The sequence below is a fragment of the Paenibacillus sp. Y280 genome (genome assembly GCF_056786335.1).
Window position 1 is genome coordinate 153,732 of sequence record NZ_JBXCIW010000005.1, and the last position, 25,599, is coordinate 179,330.

Below are 25,599 nucleotides of genomic sequence, written 5' to 3' on the forward strand. Positions count from 1 at the left end.
GAATAGAATGACAGAGCATAATGTTGAGCAGCGGCGCGGAGAGCCGCTGCAATCCTATATAGAAGCGGTAGACTGGATTACAGGGCTCATTCCATTCGGCATTCGCCCCGGTCTTGACCGAGTCGAGAAGCTGATGGAGATGCTGGACAATCCGCATCGCAGATTGAAGTTTATTCATATTGCCGGAACGAATGGCAAAGGGTCAACTTCCGCTTATTTAACAAGCGTATTGCTTCGCGCCGGATATGATATAGGAACCTTTACATCGCCGTATATAACGAAATTTACGAATCGGTTTCAATATAACGGCGTCGATATCGAAGAAGAGACGCTTCTAAAGCTGGCAAATGATCTCAAGCCTCATGTCGAAGCAATCGCAGAGACAGAGCTTGGATCGCCGACGATGTTTGAGGTATCTACAGCGCTTGCCATTCTTTTTTACGCAAAGGTTACTTATCCCGATTATGTCGTTTGGGAGACCGGGCTTGGCGGAAGGCTTGACGTAACGAATATCGTACATCCGGTCGTTTCTGTCATTACGAATATCGGCCATGATCATATGGACCGTCTTGGCGACACGATCGCTGCCGTCGCAAGCGAGAAGGCAGGCATTATTAAAGCAGGCATTCCGGTTGTCAGTGCGGTAACGCAGCCTGAAGCGATTGAAGTTATTAAAAGAGTTGCGGCTGAGAAGCAGAGCACACTTTACTTACTCGGTGAGCAATTCCACGAAACGGCACTTTCGGTTCGCGAGGATGAGCAATCCTTCTCCTTTACGAATTTGTTCCGGAGCATCGAACCACTTACGATCACGCTTAATGGGGCACATCAACGCACGAATGCGGCTGTCGCGGTCATGACGCTTGAGGTGCTGCGCCAATACAATGCACTTGTGGTCGAGGACGACGTTTTGGCGGAAGGGCTGCGGGCTGCAGCTTGGCCGGGACGTCTGGAGATGGTTTCACAGGAGCCACGGATTTTAATTGATGGCGCACACAATCCGGAAGGCGCGGAGTCGCTTGCAGATGCATTAAAAACCATCTATAAGTATGATCGTTTACATCTTATGATGGGTATGCTGGAGAATAAGAATCATCAGGATGTTCTTAAGCATATACTACCAATAGTGGATACGATTATTGTGACCGAGCCTGATTTTCGGATGAAAAAAGAAGCTCCCGCTTTGGCTGAATTAGTACAAGAAATGCGGGAACAACAGCCTGATAAGTATTCTTTCGAGCTGGTAGTCGAACAGAATTGGCAACATGCATTACAAAAACTACAACAGTTAACCGGGGAAACAGACCTTGGGGTCGTGACAGGTACGCTTTATTTAATAGCTGACGTTCGCTCCCGCATCTTGTATAACTCGGATTCTGAAAAAGGTTGGTGAACCGTCTTTGAATACGGCAGAACACGTTCATTTCATCGGAATCGGCGGTTACGGAATGAGTGCCATTGCCCGCGTCATGCTGGAAATGGGCTATAAGGTGACTGGATCCGATGTCGCGCGTCAAGAATTAACAGAGAAGCTTGCTGCAAATGGTGCCAGCATTTATATCGGTCATCAGCCGGAGAATGTAAAGGGAGCGGATCTGGTCGTTTACTCGACGGCGCTTTCTAAGGATAATGTGGAACGGAAGGCAGCAGAGGAGCTGAACATTCCGGTTTTGCATCGTTCGCAAATGTTGGCAAGATTGATGAACGCAGGCAAAGGAATTGCAGTCGCCGGCGCTCATGGCAAGACGACGACCTCTTCCATGATCGCGCTTGTTATGGAAAATTGCGACGCGGACCCTACCTATATTATCGGCGGCGAGATCGTTAATGTAGGCACCAACGCCAAAGCGGGTAAAGGCGAGTATGTCGTTGCGGAAGCGGATGAGAGTGACGGGTCGTTCCTGCACTATCACCCAACGCTAGCTATCGTAACGAATATCGAGCCGGATCATCTTGAAAACTATGACGGCGATTTCGGCAAGCTGAAGGCTGCCTACGTACAATTTTTGCAGCAGGTGAAAGACGGCGGGAAGGCAATTGTTTGCGCGGATGACGAGACGGTTAACGAACTGATACCGCAGGTGTATAAGGGCAATATCGATTCATCGCAGCTTGTCACCTATGGCATTGACGGCGAGGCAGACTATAAAGCTCATAATATCGTGCTTGGAGACCGCAAGGTATCCTTCACGATGACGCATAACGGAGAAGCGCTTGGAAATGTGGAGCTTTCTGTTCCTGGGCTTCATAATGTTTATAACGCTATGGCAACCGTCATTACTTGCCTTGAAGCGGGCTTGTCCTTCGACAAAATCGCGGTAGCGATTCAATCCTTTAGAGGCGCTAAACGTCGCTTCCAAGTGCTTGGTGAAGTCAATGATATATTGGTTATCGACGACTATGCCCATCATCCTACGGAGATCAGAGCGACGATCAGCGCAGCCAAAGCGACGGGCAAACGCATTATTGCGGTATTCCAGCCGCAGCGCTACACGCGGACGTTTTTCTTGTTCGAGCAGTTTAGCCGCGCGTTTCCCGAGGCTGACCAGGTGATTATAACTGATATCTATTCACCAGCTGGCGAGCTTGAAATCGAGGGAGTAAACTCGCATAAGCTGGTTGAGTTGATCAAGAGCAACAGCAACGCGAACACCAAGTATTTTCCAACGAAAGAGGAAGTGCTTGAATACTTGACGGCAAGGGTTGCCCCAGGCGATCTTGTCATAACGATGGGTGCAGGCGACATTTGGAAGGTAGCGGATTCGCTGGCCAAATCGTTGAAAGCAGCCCACTAGGCGCAAATGCCCGTTGGTTCCATATTTGGAATCAACGGGCATTTTGTATTTTTGCGTATGGTGTGCGAAACGCAGCTCACAAACGCCATCCCACTAACCGAGTTAGTCGCGAAAAATGGTCCGAGAAGTTTACAAACGATCTGCGTGCTCTGCAAGGTCACAGACAGTGCTCCAACACAAACGCATCCTCAATCGTTATGTTAATTAGCTCGGTCCGCCGAGCCAACAAACAACGAATAGACGAGTCGACTTCTACACTATTTTTGAACGCGGATGCTCCTGTTAGATTTTGTTCCTCGTATAGAGCTAGTGCCCAAATTTCTATTGCATTTTGTGCAATGTAAGATCCTATTAATGCCTATTCGCATTGCTACGTTGCAGTTTCAGCAGCAGAATCCGGAAATATCCCTCGATACTCCATCCAGGAAGCTATTTCTGCTGTATTTACTGCAGCGTAGCATTGTATTCCAGCTATCATGTCAGGATTCTATTGCACAAAGTGCAATGTACGAAAGTGCAACTGTGTTGTAGAGCTAAAGCGCTTATATAAAGTGTATAGATGTAAGTTGTTTCACTCTTCGTGTCCCGCAGGGACGAAAGCGATCCACAACAAACCCAGTTATTAAGCGTCCCTCAAGCTCCCACGTTAGTCCAATTGCGGGTGTCAAGGGGATGCTACCCTTGGGGTCCTCCCTTGGAAGGGAGGGTTTGGGTAGGTTCGAAAAGCTACAGCCCCGGTCTAAATCTCTTAAAAGTCTCATAGATTATTACTAGAAGAACGGGACAAGGAGTGGATGATATGAATCAAAAAAACCGAATCACCTATCGTTTTGACCGCAATGGACAGTCTATTAACAATGAAAAGCGCAGCACTGACGAGCACTATGAGGCTCCATCGAATAGCGCTTCCTCCCAAACGAACGATTATCATGCCAATAAACCGGCTAAAAAGAACGTTATACCGCTTTATCCGTACACGGAGCAGCAAGCCAGCAGCGAGATCAACCCTTGGAACAACCCGTTCCAAGAAGATATAAGCGCTTTGGAGCAGCTAATAAGAGATTCGGATACGAAGCCTGTTCCAACTGCACCTACACAAGTGCCCTCCTTGAAGAAGGAAAAGCCAAAAGCGTCAAAGCCGGTTGTCGTGATGGCTCCAATACAGGAGGACGACAATGATGTTGACATGGAGGAGAGCCATTTTAAAACGGAGACTGTTCACGAGGCTATTCATCCTTACGAGGACGAGCTCGTATATGACGAGCCTAGAAGAAATAAGCAGCAATATACGCGATTGAAACGCAAGGAAGGAACGCCATCTTGGTTTAATGTGTTTTTGTCGGTTGCGGCAGCGCTCGCTACGGGAGCGTTGTTCGGTTATTTGCTGTTGTCATTGTTTACAGGAGTAAGCATTTGGCCTGGAGGATCAGACGAAGCCCCGCAAACGCTGCCAGTAACCGGCAATGAGATAACCGGCGATGCAAGCGGAGGCAAAGCAGGGAATGCAACCAATAAAGGGGAAGGCACACTGCCGTCAACCGACAATAACTCGGCTGCTAAACCAGATCCGAATGCGGCGATGGTTAGCCTTGAAGGTCTGGATCAAACGTATTTTATGCTGCAGTTTGGCGTTTTCAGCAATACGGAGGGCAAGGACGCTGCACTGGCTCAGCTGACGGAGAAGGGACTTGCTGGCGCGGCGCTGACAAGCGCTGCTGATTACCGCGTATATGCTGGAATGGGCGGTGATCGAGTCAAGGCACAGACGATCCGCGGGCAGATGGCTGACCTGGATCTGTACATCAAGGAAGTAAGTTTAACGGCTCCTAGTAAATTGCCTTTTAAAGGTGAGCAAGCTGCCGCGCAAACTTTCTTCACGAAGACGGGAGAAATCGTCCAAATGCTGGATGAATTGACAATAGCGCAGCTGGAGCAGCCTTCATTGTCTCCGCTTAGCGAAGCTGCGGCAGCATCCTGGCAGACCGAGCATCAAAAATGGACTAAAAATGCAGCAACGATGCGAATAGGTATAGAGGATGCGGCAGGGAAAACCTACCTCGATAAGGTCATTCAAGCGATCAATACGGCGGCAAAATCGATGGTTGAGTACGATAAAAAGCCTTCTCGCGCCTATTTATGGTCGACGCAAACGCAGCTTATGAAGGCGATCATTTCCCAAAAAGAATGGTTTGAGTCCATCAGCGCATTGTAAACGAATAGGTTCATGCGTATAATGGACGTAGATGTCATTTCATGGCGAGAGGCGTTGAAAGATGAAGAAAAACGGCTGGTTTCTTCTCATTTTTATCATAATTGGCTTGCTAGCCGGCGCGTTGGTGTCGAGGTGGCTGGCACCAGTCTCAGGCATCTCTTTTTTGACGAAACCGATTGAAGCAACATGGTCTCCAGCTATCGATCTATATGTGCTTAGCTTCAACCTATCGCTGCATCTTCAAATTAGTATGTTCAGTTTGATTGGAGCTGCTCTCGCGATTTGGCTGTACCGCAAAATGTAGATCGAGGAAGCAAGTATTAAGGAGACAAGTACGAAGGAGCGCAGCAATTATTTTATGGAATCTAAACTATCACGCAACGAAGCGATAAGCCAGCTTGTGCTGGCCTCTTCGTCACCGCGCCGGAAGGAACTGGTCGCATCGCTGGACCTTTCTTTGCCGGTTTATATTTTGTCTACAGATACGGATGAAACGATTGAGGCCAGCTGGTCGCCGGAGCAAGTTGTAGAACAGCTCAGCCTGCGCAAAGCGAATGCTGCTTTGAACCTGCTGCAACAAAAGCAAGCAGTCGAGGCGTCTCTAATTATTGGCGCTGACACCATTGTTGTCCTTGAAGGCGATGTGCTGGGCAAGCCAGTTGACGATGATGAGGCGAAGGCTATGCTGAGAAGGCTCCAGGGGCGTGCCCATGAGGTTTATACAGGCATCGCCTGCGTGCTCTCGTCGAGTGGGGAAGCGCAGATTGCACACCGTATGACCAAAGTGAAGATGAAGCCGCTGAGCGAGGAGCAGATTGCAAGGTACGTCGCTACCGGCGAGCCGCGAGACAAAGCAGGCTCTTACGGCATTCAAGGCTTAGGATCAACGCTTGTTGACGAAATCGAGGGCTGTTACTTCAATGTTGTCGGTTTACCGCTGTCTCTGCTATCGGACATGCTGGCTTCTTATGACATTGCTGTTTTTTAAGCATGGTCGCAAAATATTCGATCGGATTATTTTTCAAAAATTAGGCAGGATATGATTGAACCTTATTTTTTAAAAAAAGGCGGGTTTGGGACATGGAATCGCAGCAATCTATGATTTTGCGTGAAATCCCCCATGAGGAACGTCCAAGAGAGCGCATGATGAAATATGGGGCAGAAGCACTTAGCCATGCTGAATTGCTTGCTATACTGCTGCGAACAGGCACACAGCGGCAATCCGCTGTGCATCTGGCGGGCACAATACTCAAGCAATGCGGCAGTTTGCGTAATTTAATGGACATGAGCATGGAAGAGTTGACGGCTATTCGAGGAATAGGCCCCGCCAAAGCGCTGCAGCTTCGCGCAGGCATCGAGCTAGGGCGACGAATTACTCGCAGCAGGCTCGGCGATATTGTTACCGTTCAGAGGCCGCAGGATGCCGCGGACTATGTGATGGAGGAGCTCCGGTATTTGAAGAAGGAGCACTTCGTATGTTTGTTTTTGAACACCAAAAATCATATTATTGCCCGCGAAACTTTATCGGTAGGAACACTTAACGCGTCGCTGGTACATCCTCGCGAAGTATTTCGTGCAGCCATTCAGCGCAGCAGCGCATCTATTATCTGTGTTCATAATCACCCTAGCGGCGATCCCACCCCAAGCCCAGAGGACATTGCATTAACGAAGCGTTTGGCAGAAGCCGGACAGCTAGTCGGAATAGAATTGCTGGACCATTTAGTTATCGGAGACGGACGGTTCGTTAGTTTGAAGGAACAAGGCTATATGTAATATAATAAAGTGATCGGCAATTAGAAGGGAGCAACAACATGTTTGGTGGTTTTTCGAAAGATTTGGGTATTGACTTGGGAACAGCGAATACGCTTGTATTCGTCAAAGGAAAAGGGATTGTAGTAAGGGAGCCGTCTGTGGTGGCCCTTCGTACGGATACAAAAACAATCGAAGCAGTTGGCGAGCAAGCCAAAAAAATGATCGGTAGAACGCCAGGCAACATTCGTGCTGTTCGTCCCATGAAGGATGGCGTTATCGCCGATTTCGAAACGACGGCAACGATGATCAAATATTTTATTCGCCAAGCGCAAAAGCAGCGCTCGTTATTCCCGCGCCATCCTAATGTTATGGTTTGCGTGCCTTCTGGCATTACAGCGGTTGAGAAACGCGCGGTAGAGGATGCGACAAAGCAAGCAGGAGCTCGCGAAGCTTATACGATTGAAGAACCGTTTGCAGCGGCTATTGGCGCTGATTTGCCCGTTTGGGAGCCAACAGGCAGCATGGTTGTGGATATCGGCGGCGGAACGACGGAGGTTGCAGTCATCTCGCTGGGCGGCATCGTTACCGCGCGCTCTATTCGAGTAGCTGGCGATGAAATGGACGAAGCGGTTATCCAGTATATAAAGCGTCAATATAATCTCATGATTGGCGAGCGGACAGCGGAGCAGCTGAAGATGGAAATCGGATCAGCGCTTCCTTTTGATAAACCAGAAACGATTGAAATTCGCGGACGCGATCTTGTATCGGGCTTGCCTAAGACGCTTGCGATCACTTCTGACGAAATTACGGAAGCATTAGCTGACACGGTTAATGCGATTGTTGACGCCGTTAAAGTAACGCTGGAGAAATGCCCGCCGGAGCTTTCTGCCGATATTATGGATCGGGGAATCGTCCTCACAGGCGGCGGCGCATTGCTTCGCAACTTGGACAAGCTGCTGCAGCGCGAGACTGGCATGCCGGTCATTGTTGCGGATAACCCGCTTGATTGCGTGGCGATCGGCACAGGCCGCTCATTGGACAATATTCATTTGTTCAAAGCAAGAAGTTCATCTCGTTCAAGACGCTAGAAATCGTTTATTGGGAAAACGGATATGAAATGGGCAGGTGATCGAGCTGTTAAAGCTGATGCGAAATAAGCGTATGTTTATGCTTATGATCGGGTTTATTTTGTTTATAGCGGTCATCGGCTTTTCACTGAGTGATCGCAAGGAATTGTCTTGGCCGGAGAAGTTTCTAAAGGATACAACAGCATACGTGCAGCAATGGTTTTACAAGCCCGCTGGTTCTATAGCGGGCTTCTTTGAGGATATTAGCAATCTTCGCACGATCTATGAGGAGAATGAGCAGCTCCGCATTACAGCGGCTGCTTATGCTCGGGATAAGATCAAATACAACTTTATCGAGAATGAAAATAAAAGGTATAAGGAAGAGCTTAAGTTCACGCAGCAGCAGAAGGAAATGTATAATTATAATTATTTAATCGCTCAGGTTATATCCGTCAGCAATGATGCCAACAATCGGACGCTAACGATTAATTTGGGATCCAAAAGCGGCATTAAGCCGAATATGGCAGTAACGACCGTAGATGGTCTGGTTGGACTTGTAAGCTCGGTGACGCCTTACACGGCAGCAGTAACGCCGATTACAGAGCTGGATGAGGCATCGCCAACCTTCAATTCCATCGCCGTTACGATAATGGGGCGAGAGGATGACTCATTCGGTATTTTAAGCAGTTACAACAAAGAAACGTCCAGAGCGGTCATGTCGAAAATCGCGGAGACCGATAAGATGGAATTTCAGGATACGGTCATTACATCTGGAAATGGCAATGTTTATCCAAGAGGACTCGTAGTCGGTACGGTAGAATCGAAGCAGCTTGGCGATTTTGGGCTTACCTATACGGCATCGGTTGAGCTCTCAGCCAAATTCGACCATTTGACTGAGGTGTTTGTCGTTCAAGTTCCTGAATTGGAGGATGCCAAGCAATGAGCATGAACCGAATCATCCTGCTTATGGTTCTTCTGTTCATCTTGGAGGGAGCCCTAATGCCATGGATCATTCCTGCTGGCTTCGGCCATCGGATCATTCCTCACTTCGTATTTGTAATCGTCATCTATTCAGGACTCTACAGCAGACGACATTTAGCGCTCTTGCTCGGAGCAAGCTTTGGCATGCTGCAGGATGTTGTCTATTTTGGCCATTTGCTTGGTATAAATGCTTTCGTTATGGGGTTGATGGGTTATTTTACGGGCGTTCTGCTGGAACGCCGCCGTTCAACGATCATGATGGCGATATCAGTTATCGGCTTTGCGTGCATCTTATATGACAGCGTCATTTATTTTATTTATAAAGTGTTTCGAATTACGAACGAGAGCTACGCATGGGCACTTATCGATCACATCCTTCCTAGTTTATTTCTTCAGCTGGTGTTTGCCCTCGCATGCTACGTGCCTGCCAGAAAGCTGTTTGAAGGCCAGTCTAAAGTGAAATCGGAAAAGGATGAGGAATAAAATAATGGCACAGGCAGGAATTTGTTAGGGGGAGCAAGAATCCATTAGGTTGGGGAGGGACGAACTTGACCGATAAGCAGCATATTATAATTAAGGGCGTAAAAGAAGGTCTCGTGTTCCTTCTCGACGATAAATGTGAATTTGCGACGCTGCTGGATGAACTGCAGTACAAGCTGGAAAAAACGCATCAGCAGCTGCTCGCAGGACCGCTTGTTCACGTTCAGGTGAAGCTGGGCTCGAGGCAAGTAACGGATGACGACAAGGATCGTATCAAAAATGTCATAAGGTCGCAGGGGAACTTAATGGTACAGTCCGTTGAATCCGAAGCGCCTAAGATCGATTCACAGCAAGGGCAGCAGCCTAACATGCAAGTGCTCACGTCAATTATTCGTTCAGGTCAAACCTATGAGCATGATGGCGATTTACTTTTAATCGGCGATTTGAATCCAGGCGGTACTTTATTATGCACGGGCGATATATATGTGCTTGGAGCTTTGCGCGGGACAGCACATGCGGGAATAGGCGGGCGGACCGATGTAATCATTGCGACTTCGCTCATGCGGCCTACACAGCTTCGCATTGCTGATGTGATCAGCAGACCGCCAGAGGAATGGATGACCGGCGATGCATCAATGGAATTCGCCTTCTTAAGCGAAGGCCGAATGCAAATCGATAAGCTAGCGCAATTATTCCGCATACGGCATAATCCTATAATGTTTAAAGGAGTGTAGAACATGGGAGAAGCGATTGTTGTGACATCAGGTAAAGGGGGCGTCGGTAAGACGACCACCTCGGCGAACCTGGGTACCGCGCTAGCTTTGCTTGGCAAGAAGGTATGCATGGTTGATACAGATATTGGACTACGCAATCTAGACGTGGTCATGGGATTGGAAAATCGGATCATTTATGATTTGGTAGACGTTGCCGAAGGGCGCTGCCGTTTGAATCAAGCGCTCGTGAAGGACAAGCGCTTCGATGAGCTGTATATGCTCCCTGCTGCACAGACGAAGGATAAGGATTCCGTTACGCCTGAGCAGGTTCGCAATATGATTTTGGAACTCAAGAAAGAGCATGACTACGTTATTATAGACTGCCCTGCAGGAATCGAGCATGGCTTTCGCAACGCGATTGCGGGCGCTGACCGAGCTATCGTCATTACGACACCGGAGAATGCGGCTGTGCGTGATGCTGACCGTGTCATTGGTTTGCTTGAGCAGGAGAAAATCCCAAGCAAGCTTATCATAAATCGCATTCGTCAAAATATGATGAAAAATGGCGAGATGCTCGATATCGACGAAATTTGCCAAGTTCTAGCTGTTGATCTCGTTGGGATCGTGCCTGATGATGAAAAAGTAATTTCTGCTGCAAACAGCGGAGAGCCGACGGTTATGAATCCGGCTTCGCGCGCCGCTATCGCCTACCGAAACATTGCGCGCCGCATTCTCGGCGACATGGTTCCGCTCATGCTTCTCGATGAGAAGGCGGGAGCATTCAAGCGTTTCCGCAAGTTCCTTGGAATAGGATGATTACAACTTGCTTAACAAATTAAAAAAGCTGGACTGGGGAATTTTAATTATTCTAGTATTCCTCATGATTATCAGCACAATTGTTATCCATAGCGCTACTGCAAATTTTCCGAAGTACGCTGGGTCTGATACGAAACAGCTCATCTATTACGGTCTTGGTTTCTTTATCGCTATCGCAGCTACCTTGTTCGATTATAGAATTGTGCTGAAAAGCTGGTATGTACTATACGGCATAGGCGTTGCGATGCTGATTCTCGTTTATTTTTTTGGCGCGGTCATCAATGGCGCGAGAGGCTGGTTCCAGTTAGGAAGCAACATGTCGTTTCAACCGGCTGAAATCGTCAAAATCATACTCATCATCGGAATCGCCCATTTAATGGGACGACGCCAAGGGGATCGGTTGACGCTTACGCAAGATTTGCTTCCTATTGCCGCATTCGCTTTTTTGCCTTTCATGCTCGTTATGATTCAGCCTGATCTGGGAAATGCAATTATTTACCTTGTTATCGTGCTAGGCATGCTGTGGATCGGGAATGTGAAGTACACTCATGTCGTTACTGGACTTGGAGTTGTTGTTCTAGGATTGGTTTTGTTCGTTTCATTATTCAATACATTCAATCAGGAAATCTATGATTACTTGAAAGATCATGAAATGGGACACTGGCACAAGCGGATCAATACGTTTATCAACCCGGAGGAAGCAACGGCAAATGATAGGCATCAATCGGAAAATGCGCAAATTGCCATTGGCTCCGGCGGCTTAAACGGCGATGGATATATGCAAGGCGATATGAAAAATCGCGGCTTTATCCCATATCCTTACTCTGACTCGATTTTTGTCGTCATAGGCGAGGAGTTTGGCTTCCAAGGAGCGGCCATCCTGCTGCTGCTGTATTTCCTGCTCATCTATCGCATGATCATCATAGCCTTCAAATGCTATGATTTGCGAGCCTCATTTATCGTAATCGGAATTGTGTCCATGTATGTGTTCCAGGTGTTCCAAAACATCGGAATGATGATTGGAATTATGCCAATAACAGGAATTACGCTTCCATTTATCAGCTATGGAGGAACGTCTCTCCTGCTCAATATGCTGTCTATCGGACTCGTATTCAGCATTAAAGCGCATCAAGAAAAATATGAGCTGGCCGATTAAAGGCAAAGCGAGCGATAAGCTGCTTCTAGGACGAAAGTCATCCGAATGAGGGTGGCTTTTTTTTTGGTGAAAATCATCCTCGCATACTTGTCTCATCCTCCACATATTCATGTATAAAAGAACAAGCTGTCGCAGCGACGATGGAAGCGGGGGAGGAGCAGGAGATGCAAATGAAGGATAAGGAAAAGCAGGTCAAACAGCAGAAGACGAAAAGCTTGCTAAATCGGCAATCGACGGCAGATTCAATTAATGACAGTGATCACGCAGCGCATGTCCCTTATAACCATGAATATTTTTATCATGACGATAGGGAGGAAATAGAGCTTGATCCTGAGGTCGTGTGGAAAACCAATCCAAACCCTTGGGCAGGCTGGAATGAGGACAAGGGCTTTGGCAATAAGAGAAGCTATGTCAAAGGACCTGGTCTTACCGATAAAATAGATCCGCGGTACGTACGGAACAGGCATCCTTTTCGCAGAGAGCTGAAATGGAAGTTTGTCATCGCTTTATTGTTGTTTGGGACGATATGGGCGATGTTCCGATATGATACGGAGTATACCCTTAAGGGACAAGCATTGGTGAAGCAGGCGCTTACCGATGAGATCGATTTTGCCGCTGCCGCCGCTTGGTATAAGGAAACTTTCGCTGGCGCTCCTTCTTTTATCCCTATATTTGAGGACAAGACATCAGATGCAATCGGCGCGGACGGCACCGTCAAGCTGCCCGTCGTGGCGCCTCTGCAAGGAGGCTCGCTAGTGCGTACCTTTGCAGAGCTGCTGAACGGCATAGAGCTGGCTGGGAAATCAGAAGAGCAGGTCGTAGCTGCGGAGACGGGCAGAGTACTGCTGTTAACGGATCAGAACGAGAAAGGCTCGACGGTCATCATACAGCATGCGAATAAGCGCGTGACGATCTATGGGCTGCTTGGGAAGACAGACGTGCAGGTGAATGACTGGGTTGAAGCGGGTGATCCGATTGGCAATCTGCTGAAGGCGGAAGGCACTCAGCCGAGCTTGCTTTATTTTGCGGTGAAGCAGAACGAGCTGTACATCGATCCTGTGGGTGTGATACCGATTGATTAAATGGAAGGGCATTGTATGGTCGATCCATCCGCTCTTTGTCATCATCATGCTTGGGTCGGTCATGACGGGCTATTTTGCCGAACTGTTTACTTTGTTTTTGCTCGTGCTGGTGCATGAGATCGGCCATGTTGTCATGGCGCTTAGCTTCGGCTGGACCGTTCGAGAAGTTAAGCTGCTTCCCTTTGGCGGGGTAGTGGAGGTAGAGGAAGCCGGCGGCGTTCCTGCAAAAGAGGAAGCTGTCGTAGCTATAGCGGGTCCTTTGCAAAATGTATGGATGGGGCTTGCTGCATGGGGCTGCGGACAGCTTGGACTATGGGACCAAGGGTGGGCGGAGTATGTGTGGAAGGCGAATCTGATGATCGGTTTATTCAACCTTTTGCCTATTCATCCGCTTGACGGCGGCAAGCTGCTGCAGGCCGCTTTAAGCTATACCGTCAATTACTACAAAATGCTCGTCTGGTCAGCCCGCATCAGCTTGTTATTTAGCGTAATCATGCTCATTGGCTCCCTGCTTCCTTTGCTTGTCTATAAGGACGGCATTCAGCTCAATCTCCTTATCGTCGGCTTATTTCTCTTGATGACCAATTGGACGTACTATCGAAACGTTCCCTTTTTATTTTATCGCTTTCTGATGTATCGCGACCGTATATCGGTGCAAGCGATGACGAGGGGGCATATTGCGAGTCCGATTATCGTCAATGGAAGGCAGTCGATTCTCTCCGTTGCCAGACTGTTCCGAAGGGAGCGATACCATCTCATTTATATGGTAGAGGCATCCAGCAATGAGGTTAAAGTGCTGCCGGAGCAGAAAATTGTCGAAGGCTGCTTGTCGGAAAATAATCCCAATCGTGCAGTGTCGGAACTTTTCAGTTAAAATAGATGAAAAGCGTACTGGCAGGTGATTATTCAGGAATGAAGCAAATGCTGATGCACGTAGACGGTGAGATGTTGCAAACAGCCGTGCTGGAGGATGGCCGCTTAGTTGAATTTTTTATGGAGAAAACAAAAGCAAGCAGTTTGGTTGGCAATGTCTATAAAGGTCGTGTCGTGAATGTTCTGCCTGGTATGCAGGCGGCATTCATTGATGTCGGACTATCCAAAAATGCTTTTTTGTATATTGATGAGCTGCTTCATCCTCATTTGGAAAAACAGCCCGCACAAAAGCCGCAAATTCAGGAGCTGATCAAACCGGGTCAGGAGCTTCTCGTTCAGGTGATGAAGGAGCCGCTTGGGGGCAAGGGCGCCCGCGTGACGACACACTTTACGCTGCCTGGCCGCTGGCTCGTCTATATGCCGAATGCCGATTATGTCGGCGTTTCCAAAAAAATCGGCACGGAGGGCGAGCGTATGCGCTTGCGCGGCATCGGCGAAAAGCTGAGGGAGCAGGAGGAAGGCATTATTTTGCGCACCGCGGCTGGAGGGGAAAGCGAGTGTTCCTTATGTGCCGACGCGGCGCAGCTGCGCGAAATTTGGCATGGCATTAAAGAACGGAGCATAGAGGCTCATGCGCCGTACGAGCTGCACCGAGAGGCTGGACTTATGAGGCGTGCCATTCGCGACACGCTGACGATAGACATGGATGAAATATGGATCGATGACGAAGCTAGGTTTGAGGAAGTATCAGCGCTGCTTGAGGAGATGACCCCTCAGCTTCGCGAGCGTTTGAAGCCGTATAAGCAGAAGAAAGGGCAATCTCTATTCGATGCTTACCTTGTGTCAGAGCAAGTAACGCGTGCATTCGAGCGCAAGATCCTGCTTGTCAGCGGAGGTTATCTCATTTGGGAAGAGACGGAGGCGCTCACGGTCATCGATGTGAACACGGGTAAGTTTACGGGAACCTCCGGTTTAGAAGATACCGTATTTCGCACGAATATGGAAGCGGCTGACGAGATTGCGAGATTGCTTAGAGTAAGAGATGTCGGCGGCATTATTATTATTGATTTTATCGATATGGAGCAGGAAGAGCATCGCGAGCATGTCATGCAAAGACTGACAGAGAAATGCCGCAACGATCAAACGAAATGTACGATCCTGGGCTGGACTAAGCTAGGGTTGATTGAGATGACACGAAAAAAAGCGCGTGAGAACGCCGTCCGCCAACTAACGGAGCGCTGCGAGAGCTGCGGAGCGCATAACAAACGGAGCGAAACACTGAAATAGTTTATTTTTTCTTCGTAGAGGAATTGATATAGCTTGCATAGTGTGGTACACTCTTTGGGTGTGTGTCTCGTACCTCGTGAGGAATGAGACGTACAAGTACCGCTCCGATTGGGTACATAAGCGTTTGCGGCGCAAGCTGCAGGCCACCTGAATTAGGCGAGTCTTCGAAAATAAGGAGGTGCACCAACAATGTTTGCAATCATCGTAACAGGCGGAAAGCAATACAAAGTTCAGGAAGGCGATGTTATCTACATCGAAAAACTGGATTCTGAAGCAGGCGAGAGCGTAACGTTTGATCGTGTTTTGGCGGTTTCTAAAGGTGACGGTCTTGTAACTGGAACTCCGGTTGTTTCCGGCGCTACAGTAACAGGCAAAGTCGAGAAACAAGGCAAAGGCCAAAAAATCATCGTTTACAAATACAAAGCCAAAAAGAACTATCGTCGTAAGCAAGGTCATCGTCAACCGTTCACAAAAGTAACAATCGAGAAAATCCAAGCGTAAGAGGAATTTCTATGATAACCGTTACATTTGTACGGAGAGCCGCTGACAGACGTATCGTATCATTTGCAGTCGAAGGACATGCTAAATATGCGAAGCCCGGCAAAGATATCGTTTGCGCGGGCGTATCGGCCATTTCGGTCGGTACCGTCAACGCGATCGAAGCTTTAGCAGGAGAAGAGCTCCCCGCTAAGATGAAGAACGGCTGGCTGTCGTCGGACATTCCGACGCTTGCAGACGAGGCTTCAGACGGCCGGATGCAGCTGCTGCTGGAATCGATGGCGGTTATGCTTGACACTATCGCAAAATCATACGGCAAGCATGTCGTTATTCATGAACTTCTTAATGCGTAGCCTTTCGAAGTGGGTTTGCTTAAAACCCTTAATGTTCATGCTTCCAAGTAGGTTTGCTTCACAAACCTTTGAGAAGGAGGGAATAACTATGTTGAAACTGAATCTTCAGCTTTTCGCTTCGAAGAAAGGTGTTGGTTCCACAAAGAACGGACGTGACTCGCAGTCGAAGCGCCTTGGCGCTAAACGTGCTGACGGTCAAACCGTATCCGCTGGAAGCATTTTGTTTCGCCAACGCGGAACAAAAATTCACCCAGGTACTAACGTAGGCATCGGGAAAGACGATACGCTTTATGCAAAAGTAGAAGGCGTAGTGAAGTTCGAACGTTGGGGACGCGATCGCAAAAAAGTGAGCGTATATCCAGCTGTTCAAGCTCCGGTAGCTGCAGCAGTAGAAGCTTAATACAACCTTATATATGCACCAAGACCCGGCCTGCATCGCTTGGCCGGGTCTTTTTTATGTCAAAGCTGGTGACCGTAGGACGGTGCGTGCTATACTGGATAAGCTAGGAAATACGAAGAAAGTAGGTTTAATCGATGGGACGCTTAACAATGGCGAAATATTACGCGGCGGCAACGATTTTATTGCCGAGTGCCGCAGTACTTATTTGGCCCGCTAAAGTGTGGTTAACTGCTGTCTTTCTCGTTTGGCTTATAGCTGTTGCGACTTACTTTGTACGAACGGAACGGAAAGAGCATGCGGAGCGGACTGCGCGAACGATTCAATCGCTGCAAAATTCTGCTATACGGACACTCAATCATCACCGTCATGACTGGATGAACGATTTGCAAGTCGTGTTTGGCTACATTCGGCTAAAAAAGCTGGATAAAGCGGCTGAGTATGTGGAGAAAATAAGTGAGCGGATGATTATGGAGAGCAGCATATCCAAGCTGGGCGTACCATCCTTGATTAGTTATATTCAATCGTTTCGTACGATATCCAACTCGCTGGAGCTGCAAATCGTTATTAAAGGCGATATTCACTTAAACGAAATTACGGCGGATGCCGATCAAATAGCCGAAACGCTCATTCATACGATAAACGCATATCGGTTTGCGGCGAAGCCTGGCTATGGTCATGCAGCCGTTCTTACGCTGGAGCTGTCAAGGGATGAGGAAGCGCTCTATGCAGCCTTTTATTATGATGGCGAGCTAATGAACGAGCAGCAATGGAAGCAAAAAATACAACAGCAGTTGGAAGGCGCGCCAATGCAGCCGATCAACTTCGAGCAGCCGTATGCAAAGGTGCTGCTGAGGGCGGAAATGCGCGCATGAACGGGGGCACAACATGTTTGTCGACAAAGCGAAAATATTTGTAAAAGGCGGCGACGGAGGCGATGGTATCGTTTCGTTTCGCCGTGAGAAATACGTAGAGCAAGGCGGTCCAGCAGGCGGCGACGGCGGACGCGGCGGCGACTTGATTTTCCAAGTGGACGAAGGGCTCCGCACATTGATGGATTTCCGCTATCAGAAGCATTTCAAGGCTAATCGCGGAGAGCGTGGAAAAGTAAAGAGCATGCACGGAGCGGGTGCGGAGGATACGATCGTACGCATTCCGCCGGGCACGGTAATCGTTGATGATGATACACAGGAAATCATTGCAGATATGACGCGCCACGGACAGCAGATTGTCATCGCAAAAGGCGGCAGAGGCGGCAGAGGCAACATCCGCTTCGCAACGCAGAACAACCCTGCTCCGTACATTTCGGAGAACGGCGAGGAAGGGCAAGAGCGCTGGGTTGTGCTTGAGCTTAAAGTTATGGCGGATATTGGGCTAGTAGGCTTTCCTAGCGTAGGTAAGTCGACCTTGCTTTCTGTCGTTTCAGGAGCTAAGCCCAAAATTGGCGCTTATCACTTCACGACGATTACGCCAAATCTCGGCGTTGTAGACGTTGGGGATGGCCGAAGCTTCGTAATGGCCGATTTGCCGGGCTTGATTGAAGGCGCGCATGAGGGTGTTGGGCTTGGGCATGAGTTTCTTCGCCACGTTGAACGGACACGGGTTATTATCCATGTTATCGATATGTCCGCTTCCGAAGGACGCGATCCTTTTGAAGACTGGGTGAAGATCAACGAAGAGCTGGTACTCTACAATGAGAAGCTTGCCGATCGTCCACAAATCATCGCTGCAAACAAAATGGACATGCCGGATTCCGAGGAGCAGCTTGAGCTGTTCAAGCAGCAGCTTGCAGAAGTGAGCGGTGACCGCAATTACGAAATTTTACCTATTTCCTCGCTCACGAAGCAGGGAATACAGGAGCTTCTGTACAAGGCGGCCGATGTGCTTGATACGGTATCCGAGCAGGTTGAGATCGAAGACGTGAAGGACGTAGCTGAGCGTAAGGTTTACACTTATGAGAAACGGGAAGAGACGACCTTCACCATCCATAAGGAAGATGAAGTTTACGTGATCGTCAGCGAAGGAATCGATAAATATATGAAGCGGATGAATTTGACCTCCTACGATGCGGTTATGCGCTTTGCACGTACGATGCGCAAAATGGGAGTCGATGCCGAGCTTCGTAAAATGGGCGCAAAAGATGGCGATATGGTACAAATCGGCGACTTCGCGTTTGAATTCTTCGAGGGCAGCGATTACAATCCAAACGGCTAGATCACAAATGCAGGAATGAAGACGGCGAAAGCCGTCTTTTCTTATTTTGCCTATTGCCCCAAACGGTATATTTCGTTATAATGTCCACTATAGGTGAACAATTGTCTTTTTGAGGAGGACGAATAGTGAGTAAACGCTATTATGTCGTTCGGGAGGACATTTTACCGGAAGCGATAATGAAGACGATACAAGTAAAAGAGATGCTTAACCGAGGCGAAGCGGCGACCGTTCATGAAGCGGTTGAGCGCGCTGGGCTTAGTCGAAGCGCTTTTTATAAGTATAAAGATGGCGTATATGCACTCAATGAGCTGGAGCGTGAACGCATAGCGACGATCGCCATGGATTTGGAGCATCGCTCGGGCGTGCTCTCGAACGTGCTCAGCACGGTGGCAGGCTTGGAAGGCAATGTTCTGACCATGAATCAGACCATTCCGCTTCAAGGGTTGGCTAACGTCGTCATCTCAGTCGATATTTCGCAGCTTTCCGGGGAACTGTCATCGCTGGTCGAAATACTTCGCAGCCTGCCTGGCGTGCGCAAAGCGTCGGTCATCGGACAAGGATAACAGAATAGATAATGGAGGGTATATATGAAGCCGATTAGAGTTGGATTATTAGGTCTTGGAACAGTAGGTACAGGTGTCGTTCGCATCGTTGAAGGGCATCAGGAGGATTTGGCAAGCCAAGTTGGATCTCCAATCGTCATTGAAAAGGTGCTCGTTCAGAACAAGAGCAAAGTACGCAATATTTCAATCGATCCAGATAAGCTTACAGAGAATGCCTGGGATATTATCCGTCATCCCAACATTGACGTGATCGTTGAGGTTATGGGCGGAATCGGGTTAACGAAGGAATATATTTTGGAGGCGCTATCCCTTGGCAAGCATGTCGTAACGGCCAATAAGGATTTGATGGCGCTGCATGGTCCTGAAATATTGGCGAAAGCGCAAGAGAACCGCTGCGATGTGATGTATGAAGCAAGCGTTGCAGGCGGTATCCCGATTATCCGTACGCTCGTTGAAGGCTTCTCCTCCGACCGTATCAATAAAATTATGGGTATCGTGAACGGAACAACAAACTTTATTTTGACAAAAATGAGCCAAGAGGGCGCTTCTTACCTAGATGTGCTGAAGGAAGCTCAGGAGCTTGGCTATGCGGAATCCGATCCGACATCGGATGTCGAGGGTCTTGATGCGGCTCGCAAAATGACGATTCTTGCTACAATCGGCTTCCGCGCCAACGTAGCGCTTGAGGATGTTACGGTTCAAGGAATCTCTTCGATAACCAAAGAGGATATATTATATGCGAAGCGTCTTGGCTATATAGTGAAGCTGCTTGGCATCGCAGAGCGTCAGGATGATCTTATCAGCATTAGCGTACAGCCAACGATGGTAAAGCATACGCATCCGATTGCGTCGGTTAACGGCGTATTTAACGCGGTATATGTTTACGGCGAAGCGGTTGGCGAAACAATGTTTTATGGTGCAGGCGCAGGCGAGCTTCCGACAGCGACCTCTATCGTATCCGATTTAGTTGCCGTAGTGAAGAACCTGAAGCTTGGCGTTAACGGCATGCAGGGAAGCCTTGCTTACAAAGAGAAGAAGCTGAAGACTGACGAGCAAATCTCTTCTAAATATTTCTTGCTGCTTAAAGTAGCGGATCGCGCTGGCGTACTTGCGCGCATTACGCAAGTATTCGCAGACTTTGAAGTGAGCTTGGAGTCTGTGCTGCAGCAGCCGACTCCGTCGAAGCCGGAAGTTGAAATTATTATCATTACACATGATGCGAATAAAGCAGCTATGCAGAGAGTACTTGAAACATTCGAGACGCTGGATGTCGTTCACGAAGTGAAGAGCGTCTACCGCGTAGAAGGGTAATCTAAGATGAATAATCGTAGAGTCATAGTCAAAATACCGGCAAGCACGGCCAATTTAGGACCAGGCTTCGATACGCTCGGAATGGCGCTCTCCCTGTATGCATGGGTTGAGATGAGTATCTCGAATCAAACGGAATTTCAATTTTACGGCGATCAGATGAAGGGTTTGCCGAAAGATAAATCAAATTTGGTTTATAAGGTTGCTCAGCTAGTATTCAAGGAGGCGGGCGCCCACGTACCGGAGCTCTCGATCTCGATGCACAGCAATATCCCGCTTACGCGCGGACTCGGCAGCAGCGCGTCGGCTATTGTAGGCGCGCTGGTTGCCGCTAATGCTTTGATCGGCAGTCCGCTCACAAACGACAAGCTGTTCCAAATGGCTACGGCATTGGAGGGGCATCCTGACAATGTGGGCGCATCATTGTTCGGAGGCATCATCGCTTCCGCTTGGGATGGCGAGCGGGCTGATTACATACGCATTGAGCCGCATGAGAGCCTCTCTACGCTCGTTGCGATACCGGCCTTTCAGCTTTCGACGGAGAAAGCGCGTCATGCGCTGCCTTCGCAGGTCAGCATGGCTGACGCTGTGTTCAACGTCGGCCGCAGCTCGCTGCTCGTCGCGGCGCTTGCCAGCGGGGAGCTTGGCATGATCCGTCATGCCATGAAGGATCGGCTGCACCAGCCTTACCGTGCAGCGCTCATTCCCGGCATGACGACGATTTTGGAGCGCGCGGTTGAACATGGCGCGCTTGGCGTTGCGCTGAGCGGGGCAGGACCGACGCTCATTGCCTTTGTTGACGAGAAGGCGAATAGCGAGCCGCTCGAGCAATTTTTGCTTGAAACGTTAAAGCAGGAGGGCATTGAGGCGAAGACGCTTAGGCTGCCGCCATGCGTGCAAGGTCCGCAAGTTACGGTTGAGGATATTTCGAAGCAGCCTGCTATCCCTCTTCCTGATAGAATCAAAGGAGAAATGTAGCTATGAAGACGATAGCCGTTTTACCAGCCGGCTCCGTATCGGATGAGGCAGCTAGACATTTTTTTCATGAGGAAGAAATTAATTGGAAGCATCACCGGCTTATTTCCGATGTGTTCTTATCTACGGTTAATGGCATAAGCGATTACAGCATCATTCCGATCGAGAATACCATTGAAGGCTCCGTGAGCTTGCATATGGATTGGCTCGTGCATGAGGTAGATATTCCGATTCAAGCGGAGTGGGTATACCCCTCTATTCAAAATTTGATCGGACGAGAGTCGGAGCTGCTGGGCGATAACGGAGAAATAGATTACTCGCGTATTACGAAGGTTATCAGCCACCCCGTTGCGATTGCACAGTGTTTGCAGTTTTTGCGCACGCATTTGCCGCATGCCGTTACAGAGCATGTAAGCAGTACAGCTGAAGGCGTAAGAATCGTGCAAAATAACCCGAATGCCGGATGGGCGGCTATCGGCACCAAGACAGCGGCTGCAAATGAGAAGCTGGATGTGCTCGAGAGCGAGATTACCGACCACGATAACAATTACACTCGTTTTTTGCTGGTTGGATCGGAGCCATACACGGCTCGCCAATCCGATCAGATCAAAACGAGCATTTTAATTACGCTTCCTGAAGACTATCCGGGTGCGCTCCACCAGGTGCTTTCCGCTTTTGCATGGCGCAAAATCAACTTATCCCGCATCGAGTCGCGTCCGACGAAGAAAAAGCTCGGCAATTACTATTTCTTTATTGATATCGAAATGGCGCTTGATACGGTGCTGCTGCCTTCAGCCATTCAAGAAATCGAGGCTATCGGCTGTCAGGTACGTGTTCTGGGAAGCTATCCTAGCTTTTCGGAATTTAAGAAATGATCAGCGAAGCGTAATACACGGAAAAGGGAACCATTAAGGCGCATTTGCCTCTGAGTTATAGAAAAAGCGTCTCTGTTGTCGGCATAAAAGTGCTCGATTAATCGATGGCGTTCAAGCAAGCCGAATTCACTCTTAGGGTGGGCTCGGCTTTTTTACTATTTTTTTTGTGAAAGAGGAGACACCTGCCCATGTTCTGCATAGGATGTAAGGATTGATAATAGGCATTAGTGTGCCATGTTATTCAGAACGTGACAGGAGGTTAACAGCGAGTGAAAATCCATATTGTGAAAAAGGGCGAATCCTTATACTTTATCGGCCAAAAGTATAACGTATCGCTGGAAGAGATTTTGAAGCTTAATCCGGGCATTTCGAATCCGGACGCCATTGATGTAGGCATGAAGCTGAAAATTCCGTCAAGCCATGCAGGAGGACCAGGAGGCGGAATGGACATTATGCACCAGCATATCGTAAAGCAAGGAGATACGCTTTGGAAGCTGTCAAAAGCTTGGGGAGTGCCGCTTGCAGACATGATTAAAGCGAATCCACAGCTTAAAAATCCGAATGTGCTGCTTACTGGTGAAATTGTAAACATACCTAAGGTAGGCCATTCGACGCAGGAAGTCCCTGGTCATAGCGGAGGACACGTAGCAGCGCAAAATACCGGCGGCATGAATGCTCTTCATCCAACCTCTATCATGCAGGGCGTTCAAGGCTGGGTAGGTAAGCTATCGACGGCTCCTATTTTAGGGAAAACGCCTACAGGTCCAATCACGGGCAAGACGCCGACCGCTCCTATTGCACCGGTTGCTCCAGTCGCGCCGGCACCAGCAGCACCAGCACCAGCACCAGTGGCACCTGTTCAAGAGAAAAAGCCTACGGCACCTATCGTGAAGCCGGTAGCGCCAGCGCCTCTTCCTGCTCCTAAAGCGGCAGCAGTTGAACCGGCGAAAAAGGCACTCCCGATCGAGAAGCCTGTAGAGAAAAAGCTGAAACCGATCCACTCCGAATATAAGCCTAATGTTGACTTGTTCAAGCAATATGGCATTCCGGCAACTGAAGCATTGTCCTTGTATGATCTGCCTAAAGCGCCTGAGATGGTATCCCCTGCTGCGCAGCAGCCTCAATTTGGCGGTTACGGCTATAGCCAGCCAATGGTTAATCCGGCGCAAATGGGGCATGGCTACGGTCACCCAATGGTTAGTCCTGCACAGATGGGTCACGGTTACGGTCAACCAATGGTGATGGGAGAACAAACCGGACACGGCCATGGCTACGGCAACTGGCAGCAGCCTGTCCCATTTGAAAATACGGTAAGTCCGCTAAGTGAAGGCAACGATGCGCCATTTGATTGTCCACCAGGAACCGTATTTGTCGGAAGCTATCCATCGCCTTCAACGCTGCCGATGAGCGGAGGACCAGGATGGGGTTACGGTCAACCGATGGTAAGCCCTCTTCAAGAGGGTAAACATGAAAATAGCCAGATGCTCGCAGGAACTTCAGCGTCTCCAAACCAAGGCTTTGTAGCTCCGATGGCGGTTCAGCCGAACCAAGGGATAATGCCATTATCGGCACATCCGAACCAAGGAGTATCGCCTTTATCGGCACAGCCGAATCAAGGAATAATGCCATTGTCGGCACAGCCGAACCAAGGGATTATGCCATTAGCGGCGCTGCCGAACCAAGGAATAATGCCGATGTCGGCGCAGCCGAACCAAGGGATAATGCCGTTGTCGGCACAGCCGAATCAAGGAATAATGCCGTTGTCGGCGCAGCCGAACCAAGGAATAATGCCGTTTTCGGCACAGCCGAACCAAGGGATAATGCCGTTGTCGGCACAGCCGAACCAAGGTTGGGTTTCGCCGTTAGCCTCTCAACCAAATCAAGGCTGGGTATCTCCAGCCAGCATGCAGCCGGAGTATGGCTACGGTTATGGTCATGGCGCAGTGTCGCCAGCGAATATGCAGCCTGACTACGGATATGGCTATGGAAATGCTGCGCCATATATGCAATACCCAAATTGGCCGCAAACAGCCGGTGTTGGCAATGTGAATCAAGGTGACTGCGGCTGCAAGGGAGATCGGTCAGATCAACATGCAGCAAAGCAAGCGGATACTGAAGCACCAAAAGCAGTAAAAGCAGCTGTGCCGCGGAAAAACAGCAAAAAGGCGGTTATCCGGACAGTAGCGTCTCGCCCAAATAAAAATAAACGTGGCAATCAGCCATGGATCAATCGTTAAGATTTAGAAATGAAATTAAGCGCACCAGAAGCCGTTAGGCTTTGGTGCGCTTTTTGCTTTTTTTGACTCAGGAGGTGGGATAGAAGGATACTTTGAATATTTAAGTAACATTGGCGCATACTATCAAAAAATATAATGAAGGGGTCTTCCCCATGATAGAATTCAGCCTTTGGAAAAACTTGAAGAAGCGTCTTCGCAACAAGCGCCGTCCGATGTGGTCGCTAGGCGCAATCCTGTTTAGTTTATTTGCAGGTTCACTTGCCTTAGATACCGAAAACGCATTAGCAGCGCCAAAACTAGCTGAGCATCAAAGCAGCATCGTTAATACACTTAAGAGTCAAGATGGGCCGATTTCTGTCAAGCTGCACCAGATTTATGTGTGCGGTGAGGAGTCGAAGCCGCTTGGCCGGATGATGAGCAAGCAAATCATAGAGCTCTTGCAGGCTCATCCGGAATGGAAAGCTGTGCTCGATAAGGAGCAAAGCACGGTTTATTTTGAACAAACTATCGAGGACATGTCTGAGTATTGCAAGGCCAACGCTTATATGGGAGTAGATAAGAAGGGCAATCTTACGCTCTTTGACGGTGTTCCCAAAAAGGAAAAAGTCGTTCGTACCTTCTTTCAGCTGGATGTTCGTTATATGGAAAGCAGTCTGCCGCAGGATAAGCTGGATCAGCTTGCGAAGGGGATTCGGATCAGCGACATGGATGAATACAACAGCGTTTTGTCCACCTATAGCGACTTTGCAATTGAGCAAAATCAAAAAGTTATGAAGCCTGCTTATTAGCAGGTTGGCCGTAAAAAGAGATCGCACGCTATTGTGCGATCTCTTTTCGATTTAAGCCTATCAGTTGAAATATCAAACGCGCGTTCTCATTCAGGCCAACTTTTGCTATAATGGATGAAGCAACTTTCAGAGAGTATGCTGATAGCAAGTTTTGCCTGCAAAACTTTTAGCTTATGC

General features: G+C 48.8%; 26 protein-coding genes and 1 other annotated feature. All 26 genes read left to right on the forward strand.

The window, feature by feature from the left end:
• The first annotated feature begins 7 nt into the window (after nt 1-7).
• The 26 genes from AC1TPC_RS08535 (at nt 8) to AC1TPC_RS08660 (ending at nt 25,422) form a co-directional block, all read left to right on the forward strand.
• On the forward strand, nt 8-1,393 hold the full coding sequence (locus AC1TPC_RS08535) for a bifunctional folylpolyglutamate synthase/dihydrofolate synthase (protein WP_482066437.1): 1,386 nt from the start codon (nt 8-10) through the stop codon (nt 1,391-1,393).
• A gap of 7 nt (nt 1,394-1,400) precedes the next feature.
• Nucleotides 1,401-2,795 carry a UDP-N-acetylmuramate--L-alanine ligase gene (murC, locus tag AC1TPC_RS08540; RefSeq protein WP_482066438.1) on the forward strand — a complete coding sequence of 465 codons (1,395 nt, stop codon included), beginning with the start codon at nt 1,401-1,403 and terminating at the stop codon, nt 2,793-2,795.
• Between the two features lie 799 nt (nt 2,796-3,594).
• Nucleotides 3,595-5,007: an SPOR domain-containing protein gene (locus tag AC1TPC_RS08545; RefSeq protein WP_482066439.1), complete on the forward strand. Its 1,413-nt coding sequence runs from the start codon at nt 3,595-3,597 to the stop codon at nt 5,005-5,007.
• A gap of 61 nt (nt 5,008-5,068) precedes the next feature.
• Nucleotides 5,069-5,311 (forward strand): DUF4321 domain-containing protein, encoded by a 243-nt coding sequence (locus tag AC1TPC_RS08550; RefSeq protein WP_169082749.1) that lies wholly within the window; start codon nt 5,069-5,071, stop codon nt 5,309-5,311.
• 54 nt (nt 5,312-5,365) lie between these two features.
• A complete protein-coding gene (locus AC1TPC_RS08555; protein WP_482066440.1) occupies nt 5,366-5,995 on the forward strand; it encodes a Maf family protein in 630 nt (209 codons plus the stop codon).
• 92 nt (nt 5,996-6,087) lie between these two features.
• Entirely contained in the window at nt 6,088-6,780 is a 693-nt protein-coding gene (gene radC / locus AC1TPC_RS08560) for a RadC family protein (RefSeq protein ID WP_482066441.1), read from the forward strand.
• Between the two features lie 38 nt (nt 6,781-6,818).
• Complete coding sequence (locus AC1TPC_RS08565) at nt 6,819-7,847, forward strand: rod shape-determining protein (RefSeq protein ID WP_482066442.1); 1,029 nt, start codon at nt 6,819-6,821, stop codon at nt 7,845-7,847.
• Between the two features lie 37 nt (nt 7,848-7,884).
• Nucleotides 7,885-8,769 carry a rod shape-determining protein MreC gene (gene mreC / locus AC1TPC_RS08570; RefSeq protein WP_482066443.1) on the forward strand — a complete coding sequence of 295 codons (885 nt, stop codon included), beginning with the start codon at nt 7,885-7,887 and terminating at the stop codon, nt 8,767-8,769.
• A complete protein-coding gene (mreD, locus tag AC1TPC_RS08575) occupies nt 8,766-9,290 on the forward strand; it encodes a rod shape-determining protein MreD (protein ID WP_482066444.1) in 525 nt (174 codons plus the stop codon). The genes mreC and mreD overlap by 4 nt, the downstream gene beginning before the upstream one ends.
• Before the next feature lie 65 nt (nt 9,291-9,355).
• Nucleotides 9,356-10,021 (forward strand): septum site-determining protein MinC, encoded by a 666-nt coding sequence (locus tag AC1TPC_RS08580; RefSeq protein WP_482066445.1) that lies wholly within the window; start codon nt 9,356-9,358, stop codon nt 10,019-10,021.
• 3 nt (nt 10,022-10,024) lie between these two features.
• Nucleotides 10,025-10,816: a septum site-determining protein MinD gene (minD, locus tag AC1TPC_RS08585; RefSeq protein WP_169082743.1), complete on the forward strand. Its 792-nt coding sequence runs from the start codon at nt 10,025-10,027 to the stop codon at nt 10,814-10,816.
• Between the two features lie 7 nt (nt 10,817-10,823).
• Nucleotides 10,824-11,972 (forward strand): FtsW/RodA/SpoVE family cell cycle protein, encoded by a 1,149-nt coding sequence (locus tag AC1TPC_RS08590; protein WP_482066446.1) that lies wholly within the window; start codon nt 10,824-10,826, stop codon nt 11,970-11,972.
• Between the two features lie 164 nt (nt 11,973-12,136).
• Nucleotides 12,137-13,054 (forward strand): peptidoglycan DD-metalloendopeptidase family protein, encoded by a 918-nt coding sequence (locus tag AC1TPC_RS08595; protein WP_482066447.1) that lies wholly within the window; start codon nt 12,137-12,139, stop codon nt 13,052-13,054.
• Nucleotides 13,047-13,928: a M50 family metallopeptidase gene (locus tag AC1TPC_RS08600; RefSeq protein ID WP_482066448.1), complete on the forward strand. Its 882-nt coding sequence runs from the start codon at nt 13,047-13,049 to the stop codon at nt 13,926-13,928. Before AC1TPC_RS08595 ends, AC1TPC_RS08600 begins: the two co-directional genes overlap by 8 nt.
• A gap of 38 nt (nt 13,929-13,966) precedes the next feature.
• Nucleotides 13,967-15,214, forward strand: a complete 1,248-nt coding sequence (locus tag AC1TPC_RS08605; protein ID WP_482066449.1) for an Rne/Rng family ribonuclease — start codon at nt 13,967-13,969, stop codon at nt 15,212-15,214.
• An 84-nt stretch (nt 15,215-15,298) separates the two neighbouring features.
• Nucleotides 15,299-15,388: a sequence feature (ribosomal protein L21 leader region), on the forward strand.
• A 15-nt stretch (nt 15,389-15,403) separates the two neighbouring features.
• Entirely contained in the window at nt 15,404-15,715 is a 312-nt protein-coding gene (gene rplU / locus AC1TPC_RS08610) for a 50S ribosomal protein L21 (protein WP_053374798.1), read from the forward strand.
• Nucleotides 15,716-15,726: 11 nt separating this feature from the next.
• Nucleotides 15,727-16,065, forward strand: coding sequence for a ribosomal-processing cysteine protease Prp (locus tag AC1TPC_RS08615; protein ID WP_308998526.1), 339 nt, complete (start codon nt 15,727-15,729; stop codon nt 16,063-16,065).
• Nucleotides 16,066-16,153: 88 nt separating this feature from the next.
• Nucleotides 16,154-16,465: a 50S ribosomal protein L27 gene (rpmA, locus tag AC1TPC_RS08620; protein WP_056629028.1), complete on the forward strand. Its 312-nt coding sequence runs from the start codon at nt 16,154-16,156 to the stop codon at nt 16,463-16,465.
• A gap of 134 nt (nt 16,466-16,599) precedes the next feature.
• Nucleotides 16,600-17,337: a Spo0B domain-containing protein gene (locus AC1TPC_RS08625; RefSeq protein ID WP_482066450.1), complete on the forward strand. Its 738-nt coding sequence runs from the start codon at nt 16,600-16,602 to the stop codon at nt 17,335-17,337.
• A 13-nt stretch (nt 17,338-17,350) separates the two neighbouring features.
• Nucleotides 17,351-18,676 carry a GTPase ObgE gene (gene obgE, locus AC1TPC_RS08630; RefSeq protein WP_482066451.1) on the forward strand — a complete coding sequence of 442 codons (1,326 nt, stop codon included), beginning with the start codon at nt 17,351-17,353 and terminating at the stop codon, nt 18,674-18,676.
• Between the two features lie 125 nt (nt 18,677-18,801).
• Nucleotides 18,802-19,239: an ACT domain-containing protein gene (locus tag AC1TPC_RS08635; RefSeq protein ID WP_482066452.1), complete on the forward strand. Its 438-nt coding sequence runs from the start codon at nt 18,802-18,804 to the stop codon at nt 19,237-19,239.
• 24 nt (nt 19,240-19,263) lie between these two features.
• Complete coding sequence (locus AC1TPC_RS08640; RefSeq protein WP_482066453.1) at nt 19,264-20,550, forward strand: homoserine dehydrogenase; 1,287 nt, start codon at nt 19,264-19,266, stop codon at nt 20,548-20,550.
• A 6-nt stretch (nt 20,551-20,556) separates the two neighbouring features.
• On the forward strand, nt 20,557-21,525 hold the full coding sequence (gene thrB / locus AC1TPC_RS08645; RefSeq protein WP_482066454.1) for a homoserine kinase: 969 nt from the start codon (nt 20,557-20,559) through the stop codon (nt 21,523-21,525).
• A gap of 2 nt (nt 21,526-21,527) precedes the next feature.
• Nucleotides 21,528-22,397, forward strand: coding sequence for a prephenate dehydratase (pheA, locus tag AC1TPC_RS08650; protein WP_482066455.1), 870 nt, complete (start codon nt 21,528-21,530; stop codon nt 22,395-22,397).
• Nucleotides 22,398-22,666: 269 nt separating this feature from the next.
• Entirely contained in the window at nt 22,667-24,634 is a 1,968-nt protein-coding gene (locus tag AC1TPC_RS08655; protein ID WP_482066456.1) for a LysM peptidoglycan-binding domain-containing protein, read from the forward strand.
• A gap of 152 nt (nt 24,635-24,786) precedes the next feature.
• Nucleotides 24,787-25,422 (forward strand): BofC C-terminal domain-containing protein, encoded by a 636-nt coding sequence (locus tag AC1TPC_RS08660; protein ID WP_482066457.1) that lies wholly within the window; start codon nt 24,787-24,789, stop codon nt 25,420-25,422.
• The last annotated feature ends 177 nt before the right edge of the window (nt 25,423-25,599 follow it).

Coding starts and splice junctions, on each gene's coding strand:
- AC1TPC_RS08535 (WP_482066437.1), top strand. CDS start 8: ATGACAGAGCATAATGTTGAGCAGCGGCGCGGAGAGCCGCTGCAATCC.
- AC1TPC_RS08545 (WP_482066439.1), top strand. CDS start 3,595: ATGAATCAAAAAAACCGAATCACCTATCGTTTTGACCGCAATGGACAG.
- AC1TPC_RS08550 (WP_169082749.1), top strand. CDS start 5,069: ATGAAGAAAAACGGCTGGTTTCTTCTCATTTTTATCATAATTGGCTTG.
- AC1TPC_RS08555 (WP_482066440.1), top strand. CDS start 5,366: ATGGAATCTAAACTATCACGCAACGAAGCGATAAGCCAGCTTGTGCTG.
- radC (WP_482066441.1), top strand. CDS start 6,088: ATGGAATCGCAGCAATCTATGATTTTGCGTGAAATCCCCCATGAGGAA.
- AC1TPC_RS08565 (WP_482066442.1), top strand. CDS start 6,819: ATGTTTGGTGGTTTTTCGAAAGATTTGGGTATTGACTTGGGAACAGCG.
- mreD (WP_482066444.1), top strand. CDS start 8,766: ATGAGCATGAACCGAATCATCCTGCTTATGGTTCTTCTGTTCATCTTG.
- minD (WP_169082743.1), top strand. CDS start 10,025: ATGGGAGAAGCGATTGTTGTGACATCAGGTAAAGGGGGCGTCGGTAAG.
- AC1TPC_RS08595 (WP_482066447.1), top strand. CDS start 12,137: ATGCAAATGAAGGATAAGGAAAAGCAGGTCAAACAGCAGAAGACGAAA.
- AC1TPC_RS08605 (WP_482066449.1), top strand. CDS start 13,967: ATGAAGCAAATGCTGATGCACGTAGACGGTGAGATGTTGCAAACAGCC.
- rplU (WP_053374798.1), top strand. CDS start 15,404: ATGTTTGCAATCATCGTAACAGGCGGAAAGCAATACAAAGTTCAGGAA.
- AC1TPC_RS08615 (WP_308998526.1), top strand. CDS start 15,727: ATGATAACCGTTACATTTGTACGGAGAGCCGCTGACAGACGTATCGTA.
- rpmA (WP_056629028.1), top strand. CDS start 16,154: ATGTTGAAACTGAATCTTCAGCTTTTCGCTTCGAAGAAAGGTGTTGGT.
- AC1TPC_RS08625 (WP_482066450.1), top strand. CDS start 16,600: ATGGGACGCTTAACAATGGCGAAATATTACGCGGCGGCAACGATTTTA.
- obgE (WP_482066451.1), top strand. CDS start 17,351: ATGTTTGTCGACAAAGCGAAAATATTTGTAAAAGGCGGCGACGGAGGC.
- AC1TPC_RS08640 (WP_482066453.1), top strand. CDS start 19,264: ATGAAGCCGATTAGAGTTGGATTATTAGGTCTTGGAACAGTAGGTACA.
- thrB (WP_482066454.1), top strand. CDS start 20,557: ATGAATAATCGTAGAGTCATAGTCAAAATACCGGCAAGCACGGCCAAT.
- pheA (WP_482066455.1), top strand. CDS start 21,528: ATGAAGACGATAGCCGTTTTACCAGCCGGCTCCGTATCGGATGAGGCA.
- AC1TPC_RS08660 (WP_482066457.1), top strand. CDS start 24,787: ATGATAGAATTCAGCCTTTGGAAAAACTTGAAGAAGCGTCTTCGCAAC.